This window comes from Frankia sp. CcWB2 (genome assembly GCF_977927585.1).
The window spans coordinates 16,385-27,494 of record NZ_CDWRCM010000010.1 but is presented as its reverse complement, the minus strand read 5'-3'; the positions used below and the strand labels follow the sequence as shown (position 1 = coordinate 27,494).

Annotated in this window: 10 protein-coding genes and 1 pseudogene; 9 read left to right on the top strand and 2 right to left on the bottom strand. The window is 72.8% G+C overall.

All coding sequences use genetic code 11. The features are described from left to right. The 7 genes from ACY45C_RS02465 to ACY45C_RS02435 form a co-directional block, all read left to right on the top strand. The coding region (locus tag ACY45C_RS02465; protein WP_462186042.1) for a peptidoglycan-binding domain-containing protein at nucleotides 1-367 on the top strand (367 nt) is incomplete at its 5' end. 224 nt (nucleotides 368-591) lie between these two features. Then, nucleotides 592-1,428 carry an AfsR/SARP family transcriptional regulator gene (locus ACY45C_RS02460; RefSeq protein ID WP_462186041.1) on the top strand — a complete coding sequence of 279 codons (837 nt, stop codon included), beginning with the start codon at nucleotides 592-594 and terminating at the stop codon, nucleotides 1,426-1,428. A 304-nt stretch (nucleotides 1,429-1,732) separates the two neighbouring features. Continuing rightward, nucleotides 1,733-1,843, top strand: coding sequence for a lasso RiPP family leader peptide-containing protein (locus ACY45C_RS02455; protein ID WP_462186040.1), 111 nt, complete (start codon nucleotides 1,733-1,735; stop codon nucleotides 1,841-1,843). Nucleotides 1,844-1,854: 11 nt separating this feature from the next. Then, complete coding sequence (locus ACY45C_RS02450) at nucleotides 1,855-3,738, top strand: asparagine synthase-related protein (protein ID WP_462186039.1); 1,884 nt, start codon at nucleotides 1,855-1,857, stop codon at nucleotides 3,736-3,738. Nucleotides 3,739-3,764: 26 nt separating this feature from the next. Then, nucleotides 3,765-4,082 (top strand): lasso peptide biosynthesis PqqD family chaperone, encoded by a 318-nt coding sequence (locus ACY45C_RS02445; RefSeq protein WP_462186038.1) that lies wholly within the window; start codon nucleotides 3,765-3,767, stop codon nucleotides 4,080-4,082. Next, nucleotides 4,079-4,591 (top strand): lasso peptide biosynthesis B2 protein, encoded by a 513-nt coding sequence (locus ACY45C_RS02440; protein ID WP_462186037.1) that lies wholly within the window; start codon nucleotides 4,079-4,081, stop codon nucleotides 4,589-4,591. The genes ACY45C_RS02445 and ACY45C_RS02440 overlap by 4 nt, the downstream gene beginning before the upstream one ends. Further along, entirely contained in the window at nucleotides 4,569-6,521 is a 1,953-nt protein-coding gene (locus tag ACY45C_RS02435; protein ID WP_462186036.1) for an ABC transporter ATP-binding protein, read from the top strand. Before ACY45C_RS02440 ends, ACY45C_RS02435 begins: the two co-directional genes overlap by 23 nt. 39 nt (nucleotides 6,522-6,560) lie before the next feature. Here ACY45C_RS02435 and ACY45C_RS02430 read toward each other — a convergent pair whose 3' ends face one another. After that, complete coding sequence (locus ACY45C_RS02430; protein ID WP_462186035.1) at nucleotides 6,561-8,036, bottom strand: acyl-CoA synthetase; 1,476 nt, start codon at nucleotides 8,034-8,036, stop codon at nucleotides 6,561-6,563. A gap of 194 nt (nucleotides 8,037-8,230) precedes the next feature. On the opposite strand from ACY45C_RS02430, the gene tnpA reads away from it, so the two are divergent. Together tnpA and ACY45C_RS02420 are read left to right on the top strand one after the other, a co-directional pair. After that, the gene (gene tnpA / locus ACY45C_RS02425) at nucleotides 8,231-8,653 is read left to right on the top strand and encodes an IS200/IS605 family transposase (protein ID WP_462186034.1); all 423 of its coding nucleotides are present in this window, start codon (nucleotides 8,231-8,233) and stop codon (nucleotides 8,651-8,653) included. Next, nucleotides 8,650-9,377, top strand: a pseudogene (locus ACY45C_RS02420) (RNA-guided endonuclease InsQ/TnpB family protein). Before tnpA ends, ACY45C_RS02420 begins: the two are co-directional and overlap by 4 nt. 261 nt (nucleotides 9,378-9,638) lie before the next feature. Here ACY45C_RS02420 and ACY45C_RS02415 read toward each other — a convergent pair. Beyond that, a partial coding sequence (locus ACY45C_RS02415; RefSeq protein ID WP_462186033.1) for a thioesterase domain-containing protein occupies nucleotides 9,639-11,110 on the bottom strand: 1,472 nt, incomplete at its 5' end.

Sequence of the window (11,110 nt, the reverse complement as noted above, 5' to 3'; positions counted from 1 at the left end):
CATCACCGCCTGGAGCGCCTACACCAAGGGCATGCACTACCGCTACCTGGCCCGGGGACAGGCAGCGGCGGCGGCCGTCTCGCGCGGCGCGCGGTTCACGAACGTCTCCTACTCCTCGCTGGCTGCCCCGGCACGTGCGGCCGTGGTGGCGCCTGCGGCCCGCTACCCGTCGCTGGCCATCGGCCTCGGGTTCCGCCTCGACGTCCACCAGATCCAGAAGAGGCTAGCCAGCCTTGGCTACCCGATCAGCGTGGATGGGAAGTTCGGGTACCAGACCAACCACATGGTCAAGGACTTCCAGCTGAAGCACGGTCTGGTGGTCGACGGGATCGTCGGGCCGCAGACGCGGGCGAAGCTCGGGATCTGACCCTGATCGAGGCCCGCCGACCGGGCGCCGGCGCTGTCGGGCGGTGTTCCCGACCCGCCCGAGATCGCTGCTCGATATCCGCATGCACCGGATGACTACCCGGGGTGAGCTGGGGGTATTCAGCCACCGGGCCAGCACCGGGCCGGGAGACGGCACCGGCCCGGGCGGGACCAGCCGGCCCGCACGGGAAAACCGAAACGGGGGCCCGATCGATGAGAGCCACGATGCTCGACGACTACCTATCTGAGGCGAGTCCGAACGCATCTTCCGCGATCGGGGCCGGCCTCCTGTTCGCGGTCCTGGGACCGCTGGAGGTGCGGCGATCCTCGGGTGAGCAGGTCCGTATCGACCAGCGCAAGAAGCGCATCCTGCTGCTGACCCTGCTGCTGCACGCCGGCCAGTGGGTGAGTGTGGACGGGATGCGGCTCGCGCTCTGGCAGGATGCCCCGCCGCGCTCCGCTGGGGGCAACATCAAGACTTATCTCTCGGAGCTGCGGCACACCCTCCGGCCGCCCCTGGGCACGCCCGGAGCCGGGGGGAACGGCCCCGGGCGCATCGAGAGCCGGCCGGGGGAGTACCGCCTGGTCGTCGCGCCCGATGAGATCGACGCTAAGCGGTTCGAATCGGCCGCTGAGCAGGGCCGCGCCGCCGTGCGTGCCGGCTCACCGGAACGCGCTGCCGGGTTTTTCGAAGGTGCCCTCGCGCTGTGGCGGGGGGACGCGTTCGACGAGCTCCCGGCGGAGATCGCAGGCGCGGAGGTCCTCCGGCTGGAGGAGGCTCGCTGGGCGGTGTGCGAGGACCTGATCGACGCCCGCCTGGCCCTCAGCGAGTACGATCGGGTGCTGCCGACCCTGCGGGCGCTCACGGTCGAACATCCGACCCGGGAACGTCTCTGGGCCCAACTGATCCTCGCGTTGGAACACACCGGCCGGCGGGCCGAGGCACTGGCCGAGTACCAGACGGTCTACCGGCGGCTGGTGACCGAACTCGGGATCGAGCCCGGTGTCGAACTGCGGCGTGCCCATCAGCATGTACTGAATCCGGACTCGTGGATCACCTGATACCACGGCCGTTCCGGCCGAGTCGTGCGGCGGCCGAATTATGGGGACCTGAGCACGGTCCAGGGACCGCAGACCGTGCTCAGGTCCCCCAAATTCACCACCGGAGGTCAGCTGAACCGCCAGTGAACCCGGCGGGGGAATTTCAACCAGACGGGCCGGACCAGCTGGCCGGCGCCCGCGCCACGGGCGCGGCGCCGTCGTGTATCGCCACCGGCGCGCGTCGCAAGGGTGCGCGTCGCAAGGGTGCGCGTCGCAAGGGTGCGCGTCACAGCGCGGGCGCGCGGAAACCGCTGAGGAGAAGACGATGAAGGCTACCTACCTCCCCCCGCGACTGGAGGATGCCGGCAGCTTCGCCGCAGTGACGAACGGCCGCTGGGGCTGGGGGTGTGACTATTTCTGGCGGCGTTTTGCGTGACGGCGGCCGGGGTGGCGGTGGTCCCGATTCCGTCCTGCTGGTTTCTGGTGCTGGCCGACCGTGATCCCGTCGTGCGTCCGCCGGGGGTCCGTCACATGCTGCGGTACGCCTCCGGGCGGCCGTGGATCGTCGGCAACTGGCCGGACGACGCCATGGTCAGTGCCGTCGCCGGGCGCTCGCGACTGGCCCTGATCGGGTGTGCCGCGACCAACGCGCGACAGCTCCTGCGGCTGCTTCTCTCGGCCCGTGACGTGCATGCTCTCGACCTCGCGCGCGCGGTGGCCGGCGACTACCACGTGATCGCCGACATCGACGGCCACCGTCGTATCCAGGGCAGCCCGACGGGAACCCGGCGGGTCTTCACCGCCCGGCTGGGCAGCCAGCTGGTCGCCGCCGACCGCGCCGACGTGCTCGCCCGGCTCACGGGCGCCCCGCTGAACCGGGCGGCGCTGGCTCTGTCGCTGCTCGACCCGTCACCGCCCCATCCGCTCGACGACCTGGTGCTCTGGGAGTCGACCGACGCGCTGCCCCCGGATCACTACCTTCTCGTCGGCCCTGACGAGAAGGCCACTGTCCTGCGGTGGTGGCGTCGACCGGCACCGGTGCGGTCCCGTGCGGAGGGGGCGCCGACCCTGCGGGCGGCTCTCGCCGAGGCCGTGGCGGCGCGGGTCGCCGGCGGCGGGACGGTGAGCTGTGATCTGTCGGGTGGGCTGGACTCCACCTCGGTGTGCTGCCTGGCCGCGCGCGGCCCCGCCGACGTGGTCGCGCTCACCGGGATCGCCCGCGATCCCGGTGACGACGACGCCCAGTGGGCCGCGCGGGCCGCGGCCACGCTCCCCGGCGTCACGCGCGAGGTCCTGCCCGCCGCCGGGCTTCCCCTCGTCTACGACGGTATTGCCGATGCCGACGAACCGCTCGACCGGCCGTTCGTCGGCATCGTCGACCGGGCGAAGCTGCGCGCGGGTCTTGACCGGGTCGCGCTGTACGGGCCGCGGGTGCACCTCACCGGGTTCGGTGGCGACGAGGTCGCCTATGGCTGTCCCGCCTACCTCCCCCGGTTGTTGCGCCGCCGGCCCTGGCGGGCGCTGCACGACCTGCGCGGACACCGAGCGCAGGAGGGCTGGCCGCGGATGGCGTGTCTGCGGATGATGTGGCCGCGCGGCTACCGGGACTGCCTCGCCGACATGGCCGATGCGCTCGACCAGGCCCACCGTCCGGCCGGTTCCTCCGGTTCCTCCGGTTTCGGCCGATCCCACCCGGGCGTCCTGGCCCCGCTCGACTGGGCCTTTCCGCCTGTGGTCCCGGGTTGGCTCACGCCGGCGGCCCTCGACCTGCTGGCCGGAGCGTTCGCGGAGGCCGCCCGGCGTGCCTGGCCGCTGGCCGAGACCCGGGACGGCCACGCCGATCTCTTCGCCATCCGCGCCGGCGCGGCGGTGTTCCGGCTGTTCGACCAGCTCGCCGATCCGGTCGGCCCGCCGCTCGCCGCCCCCTTCCTCGACGATCGGGTGGTCCGGGCGGCGCTGGCGGTGCGGCCCGAGGAGCGCACCGGCCCGTGGGAGTACAAACCGTTGTTGAAGGAGGCCATGCGCCGGGTGGTGCCGCAGGAATGCCTGCGCCGCGAGACCAAGGCGGATGCCGCCGCCGAGGCGGATCAGGGCCTGCGCGCCAGCCAGGACGTCCTGGTGAAGCTGTGCGATGACAGCCCGTTGGCCGATCTCGGCCTGATCGAGCCAGACGCGCTGCGCCAGGCGTGCCGATCTTCGTCCGTACCTGGTCATCGCCACCAGGCGCTGCAACCGACGTTCGCGGTGGACGCGTGGCTGCGGGTGCTCGCGAGCCGGCGGAGCCCTGACTGCGCTACCGGCGGGGCCCTGACTGCGCTACCGGAGAAGTGAGTGAGCTACCGGAGGAGTGAGTGATCATGGTGACGCTGCGGCCTGACGTAGTGCGGGCGCCGACCGAGTACGGAGCGGTGCTCCTCCATATCGACAACGGCCGGTACTGGACCCTCAACCCCTCGGGTGACCTGGTGCTGCGGATCCTGCTCGACGGCGGCGACACGGCAGCCGCCGCCCGCGGGCTGTGTGAGGCCAGCGAGGTTGACCCGGAGACGGCGCGCCGCGACGTGGAGGGTCTGCTCGCCCAACTCGCGGACGTGGGCCTCATCGAGGCTGAGCCCGAACCCCGATGGTCACCCGAGACCGAGGCGGTCTGCGATCCCCGGGCGCAGTCCCGGTGACCGCGCCGATGGTGGTCGAGCGGCCGGAGGCGAAACCGTCCCTCGCTCGTCGGCTCGGCGCGCTGGTCGCCGTGGGGATCGCGCGGGTGCTCGCGACCCAGTCGCCGGCCCGCATCTGCCGGGTGCTCACGGAGGTGGGCGCGGGCGCCCGCCCGGCCGACTATGACACCGCGCTCGCCGCCCGGCAGGCGGTGACAGCCGTGAGCCTCACCTGCCGCGGCGCGCGGGGCTGCGTTCCCCGCTCGATAGCGACCGCCCTGCTGTGCCGGTTGACCGGAACGTTCCCGACGTGGCGTGTGGGGGTGCGCACCATCGCGCCGTTCGCCGCGCACGCGTGGGTCGAGGCGGACGGAGTGATCGTGGGGGAGTCGATGCCGGCCGGCTACCTGCGGCCGCTGCTCAGCGTCGGTCCGGGAACGGGAACCGGGCCGCGTCGCGCGGGCGGGCTTCGTGGGAGTGGCGGGCTTCGCGGAAGGGGCGTGCCTCGTGACGAGGGCGTACGTCGTTGAGGGGGAGGGCCAGGGAGTTGCCCGGGGGCCCGCGTTGCGGGGCGTCGCGGAACTCTGGGCGCTGCTGCGCGGCCGTCGCGGGGCGGTGGCGATCGCCACGGCGCTGACCGTGGTCGGCACCGCCGTCGGGGTGCTCCAACCGCTGCTCGTGATGCGGGTGATCGACGCTGCGCAGGCGGGGGGTATTCCCGGCTGGCTCATCGGGGCGCTGCTGGGTCTGTTCGTCGGCCAGGCGATGATCGACACCGCCGGGCACTACCTGCTCGAGCGCGTCGGCCAGGGCGTCCTGCTCGGCCTGCGCACCAGCCTGATCGGCCACCTGCTGCGGCTGCGCATGCGGGTGTTCGACACGCGGCGGATCGGGGATCTGATCTCCCGCGCGAATACCGACACGACCGTGGTGCGGGAGGCGGTGGCGTACAGCTTCACCTCCCTGGTCACCAGCGTGATCGGCGTCGTCGGCGCCGTCGCCCTGATGATCTGGTTGAACCCCTGGCTGTTCCTGCTCGTGCTCGGGGTGGTGGCGGTGGCCGGGGTCGTGGTATTCGGCGCGCTGTCCCGGATCAGGACGGTGTCCGAACGCGGGCAGGCCAGCGTCGGCGGCATGACCGCCGACCTGGAGCGCGCCCTCACCGCGATCCGTACCGTGCGGGCGAACCGCGCCGAGGGGCGGGAGGCTGCGCGCATCGGCGACCACGCCGCGGCCGCATACCAGGCCGGGATCCGGATGGCGAAGCTGGACTCGATCATCGCCCCCGCGATGCAGCTCGCGGTGCAGGGAAGCGTGCTGGTCGTGCTCCTGGTCGGCGGGATCCTGGTGGCACGCGGTTCGGCCTCGCTCGGCAGCCTGGTCGCCTTCCTGCTGTATGCCACCTACCTGGTGATGCCGTTGTCGCAGCTCATCGAGGCGGCGGCGACCATCCAGCGGGGGATGGGGGCGCTGTCGCGGGTCAACGCGGTGTTCGCGCTGCCCCGGGAGGGCGACGACGAGCCGGTGCACGGTCCGCTGCGCCCCGTGGCGGCCGCGGCCCCCGGCGGGACGCGCCCGCCGGCACCGTTGTCACCCTCACCCTCGTCACGAGTGTCATCCTTGTCCTTGTCACGCAGGGAGCCGCCGAATCCGCAGGTGCCGTCGATCGAGTTCCGTGACGTCTGGTTCGGCTACGCGGAGACGCCGGTGCTGCGCGGGGTGTCGTTCACGGTGCCGTCCCGCGGGCACGTCGCGCTGGTCGGGCCGTCCGGTGCCGGCAAGTCCACCATCCTGGAGCTCGTCGAGCGATTCTACGAGCCGGACGCCGGAATGATCCTCTTCGCCGGCCACGACGTCCGCGCGATGCCCCGCGCGACCGCCCGCGGGTGGGTCGGGCTGGTCGAGCAGAACACCCCGGTGCTGCACGGCAGCCTGCGGGACAACATCACCTACGCGGCGCCGGAGGCGACCGAGGAGCAGATCACCGCGGTCCTGGCCACGGCGGGGCTGCGGGACTTCACCGACCGGCTGCCCGAGCGGCTCCGGACCCCGGTTGGTGATCATGGTGTGCTGCTCTCCGGCGGGGAACGGCAGCGGGTCGCGATCGCCCGCGCGCTGATCGCTCAGCCCGCGGTGCTGCTCCTGGACGAGCCCGCGGCCCAGCTGGACAGCGTCAACGAGCAGACGCTCACCCGCGCGATGCGCCGGATCGCCGCCGAGCGGGCACTGCTGGTCATTGCCCACCGGATCTCCACGGTGCGGGCTGCGGATCTCATCCTCGTGCTGAACGAGGGCCGCGTGGTCGCGCAGGGCCCGCACGAGGAGCTGATGGCGACCAGCGCGTTCTACCGCGGCCTCGCCACGGGCCTGCCGGCCGGTCCCGCCAGCCCCGCCGGGCCGGTCAGCCCGCCAGGGCGCGGGCGAGCAGGGACCGCAGGGCCTCCCGCCCCGGTGGGGTGAGCACCCCGAGCACGCTCTCCTCGACGCCGTGACCTGCCCTCAGGGCGTTTCCGGGGGAGCCAGGGCGGACTTGCGGATCTTGCCCATCGAGTTGCGGGGGAGCTCGGTCACCAGGTGGATCTCCCGGGGCCGCTTGTGGATGGACAGCTCCCGCGCCACGAAGTCGATGAGCGCCTCGCTCGCCGTCGTCTCGCTCGCCGTCTCGCTCGGTGTCCCGCCCGGCGCCCCGCCCGGTATCCCGCCCGCCGCACCGGCCAGGCCGGGGGCGACGACGAAGGCGGCGATGCGCTGCCCGAGGTCGTCGTCCGGCAGCCCGACGACGGCGGCCTCGCGCACGGCCGGGTGGGCCAGCAGCACGGCCTCGACCTCGCCCGCGCCCACCCGGTAACCGCCGCTCTTGATGAGGTCGGTGGATCGGCGCCCGACGATTCGGTGGTGGCCGTCCGGGGCGACGACCGCGGCGTCGCCGGTGCGGAACCAGCCGTCCGCGGTGAACGACGCGGCGGTGACCTCCGGGCGCCCCAGGTACCCGTCGAACAGGGTGGAACCGCGGACCTGCAGCTCGCCGATGCTCTCCCCGTCCGCGGGCAGCTCGGCCCCCGTCTCGTCGTCCACGAGCCGGGTCCGCACTCCCGGCAGGGTGGTGCCGACCCAGCCCGCCCGGCGCTCCCCGTCCGCTCGGGCGCTGATGGTGATCAACGTCTCGGTCATCCCGTACCGTTCGATCGGGGCGAGGCCGGTGAGGCCGGCGAGCCGGTCGATCACCGGCATCGGCAGGGGGGCACTGCCCGAGACGAGCAGCCGGGCCGAGGCCAGGGCGCGGGCGGTGGTCGGATCGTCGCAGACCCGGGACCACACGGTCGGCACGCCGAAGTACAGGGTCCCCCCGGCCGCCGCGTACGCCGTCGGGGTCGGGCGGACGGTGTGGATCAACCGGCTGCCGGCCCGCAGCGCCCCGAGCACACCCAGGACCAGGCCGTGGACGTGGAACAGCGGCAGTCCGTGCACGAGCGTGTCCTCGGGCGTCCAGGCCCAGGCGTCGGCGAGGGCGTCCAGATCGGCGGCGATGGCCGGGGCGGACAGCACCACGCCTTTGGGGGCTCCGGTCGTCCCGGAGGTGTAGAGGATGAGCGCCGGTCCGGTCCCCCCGGACCCGGACCCGGCAGCCCCCGACCGTGCGGTGAGATCGACCGGCACGGTGGGGATCGTGAGGTCGTCCCAGGCGGGGCTGCCGAGCAGCAGGGCGGCGCCCGAGTCGCGCAGGATGTGACCGCGTTCACGCGGCCCGGAGTCGGGCGGCACGGGTACCGCCGGCACCCCGGCGAGCAGGCAGCCGACGACCGAGAGGACGGTGGCCATCGTCGCCTCGGCGTGCACGGCCACCGCCGGCGCGCCGGCCACCCGACCGGCGACGACGGACGCGGCCGCGAAGAGCTCGGCGCGGGTGAACTCGACCTCCCCGACCTGGACGGCGGGGCCGTCGTGCTCGACGGCTGGCAGTGGGAACAGCGTCACTCCGTCATAATCCCATGGCTGAACCCGTCGACGCTCAGCTCCGCCCAGACCGCCGCCGAGGTGCTGTGCGCGTCGATTCACAGCCGGAGCATCGAACCACCAGTCGCCTCCGGGGGGAGTGTCGCTTTCAGGCGACAGGGGAATCCGGTACGGACTGTAACGGTTATGCCGGCCATGCTGATATAGTCGGTGGCGTGGGGCGGTGGGTGACGACGGGCGCGGGCGGGGCCTACGACCTTGGCTATCACGTCGTCTGGTGCCCCAAATATCGCAGGCCGGTACTCGTCGGCCCGGTCCGTGACCGGCTGGACGCGCTGCTGCGCGAGAAGTGCGCCGAGCACGACTGGCCGGTCGTCGCGCTGGAGATCGCACCTGACCACGTGCACCTGTTCGTGAAGGCTCATCCAAAGCACGCCCCGTCGTACATCGCCAACCAGGTGAAGGGCTTCACGTCCCACGTGCTGCGCGCCGAGTTCGCGCACCTGCGGTCCCGGCTGCCCACCCTGTGGTCGCGGTCGTACTTCGTCGCCACTGTCGGCGCGGTCTCCGCCGACACGGTCCGGCGGTACATCGACACGCAGAACGAACGGCCGTGGCGGCCGGTAGCCGCCCGGTGAGACGGACCTTCAGGTTCCACTCCGCCCGACCGGCCACCAGACAGCCGCCTTGGGCGCGATGCTCGACGACCACCGGGCGCTCTACAACGCCGCCCTTCAGGAACGCCGCGACGCCTACCGGCATCCGAGCCGGACGACGGTCCGCTACGGCAATCCCCGGTTCGCCGGGCGGGCGGCGGGCAGGCTGGCCGCCGCGCAGCGGGACCTGTCCCGCAAGCAGCGCGGCTCGAAGCGGCGCCGCAAGGCCGTCGCGCGGGTCGCGGCGCAACACTGCGCCGTCGTCCGGCAGCGTCTCGACCTCGCCCACAAGACCGCGCTCGGGCTGGTCCGCGACCACGACCTGATCGCCGTGGAGAACCTGAACATCAAGGGCATGACCCGCCGGGTCATGCCCAGGCCCGACCCGGAGACGCCCGGTGTCTTCCTGTCGAACGGGCAGGCCGCCAAGACGGGGCTGAACAAGAGCATCCTCGATGCGGGATGGGGGGTGTTCCTCACCGTGCTGCACGCCAAGGCTGAAAGCGCCGGACGGGCCGTCGTCGGGGCGCCACCCGCCAATACGTCCCGTACCTGCGCCGAATGTGGCCACTGCGCCGCCGGGAACCGCAGAACACAGGCCGCGTTTGTCTGTCAGGCATGCGGCCACAGCGCGCACGCCGACGTCAACGCGGCTACCAACATCCTCAGGGCCGGGCTGGCCCTTCAGGCAGCGCAAGCCGCCTGAGAAGCCGGCGCCTTTAGACGTCGGAGTAGTCACGCGGAGGATCTCGCCCCGAAGATCCCGCACGGGCCCGACCCGGAGCCGTTCGTCGCGGGGGTCCGGCGGTTCGCCGACGCCGGGTTCACCGAAGTCGCCCTGCTCCAGATCGGTCCAGATCAGGGCGGCTTCTGCGACTTCTACGAACGCGTCCTCAGGCCGGCGCTGGCCGCCTTGTGACCCGAGGTCCGGTGACCCGATGGCCCCGGGGGTAGACCGGTCACCGCATCAGCGCCGCTCCAGTTCCGTGGGCCGGTCCGGTTCCGTGGGCCGGCCCAGTTCTGCAAGCCACTGGTGGAGGACTGCGGCGGTGGAGGCGGCGTGTTCGTTCATCATCGTCTGGTGATTGCCGGCGGCGTCGAGCCTTTCGTGCTCCATCACCCAGTCGGTCACCCAGGCTTGGCCATCCCCGTCAGGGTTCTCGGCGACCGCCTGCTGGGGCATGCGCTCCATCGCCCGGACGAGGACGACCGGCGCGTCGACGGTGGTCGGCCGCCAGCCCTCGAACAGGTCCAGGTAGGCGCCCTGCGCGGTGACCTGTGCCTCCGTCATCAGCGCGAAGGCCTGGTCGTTGAGGGCGACGCCGCGAAGCTCCTCCTGGATGTCGCCCTCGGGGATGCGGTCCCCGGGTAGCCACGTGTCGAGCAGCACCACCGCCCCGGGGCGGATCCCGCGGGCCTCCAGCCGGGCCGCGATCGCATGTGCCAGCCAGCCGCCCGAGGAGTAACCCGCGAGCACGATGGGGATCTCGTCGAACGCCCGGGCGATGGTCTCGGCATGCAGGTCAACGACGAGATCCGCGGTGGCCGGAAGCAGCTCCCCGTCGCCGAATCCGGGATGCGGCAGCGCGTACACGTCCCGCCGGCCATGCAGGTGCAGGGCAAGGCGGGCGAAGTTGTGCGGTCCCGACGGGGCGACCATCGAGGGCAGGCAGACGATGGTGGGCCTGGCCGGACCCGAGGCGAGTCTCACCGGCGCGGCGGGCGCGCCGAAGGCCTCGACGGTGCGGAAGACGGGCCTGAGCCGGGCGACGGCCCGCAGGACACCGACGCCCTCGGCGAACTTGCCGTCCGTGCACGCCTGTCGGTACAGCTCGCGCACGCCGATCGGCGCGACCTGCGTCCCGGCCCGCGCGGGGGGCCTGCCGGGCACGATGTCCGGGTGCCGCTGGGTGGCGAGGGTGGCGAGGGCGTCGAGATGGCGGGTGAGCTCGCAGACCGTCGGATGCTCGAAGACAACGGGCGTGGCCAGGGTGAGGCCGGTGGCGGCGGCCAGTCGGCGGCTGAGCTGCACCGAGGCCAGTGAGTCGAAGCCGAGTTCGAGGAAGCGGCGCTGCGGGTCCACGTCGTCGGGCGACGGGTGCCCGAGGATGGCCGCGGCCTCCGCCCGCACGAGGTCGAACAGCGCGCGGGCGCGGGCGGGCCCGGGCAGCGTCCCGTAGTCCACTCGGGCGGGGGGCGCGTCGGTGCCGGTCGGCTCGGCGTCCCCCTCGGGTCCGGCCGTCGTGGACCGGCTCCATAGATCGTCGAAGAAATGCCCAGGGCGGGCGGCGGTGAAGGGTGGGAGGAAGCGATCCCAGTCGACGTCGGCGATGGTGAGCGCGGCCTGCCCGCCCGCGACCGCCCGGGTGAGCGCGGTGACCGCTGCGTCGGGGGGCAGCGGGGTCAGGCCACGGCGGCCCAGGTAGTCACGGAACGTGG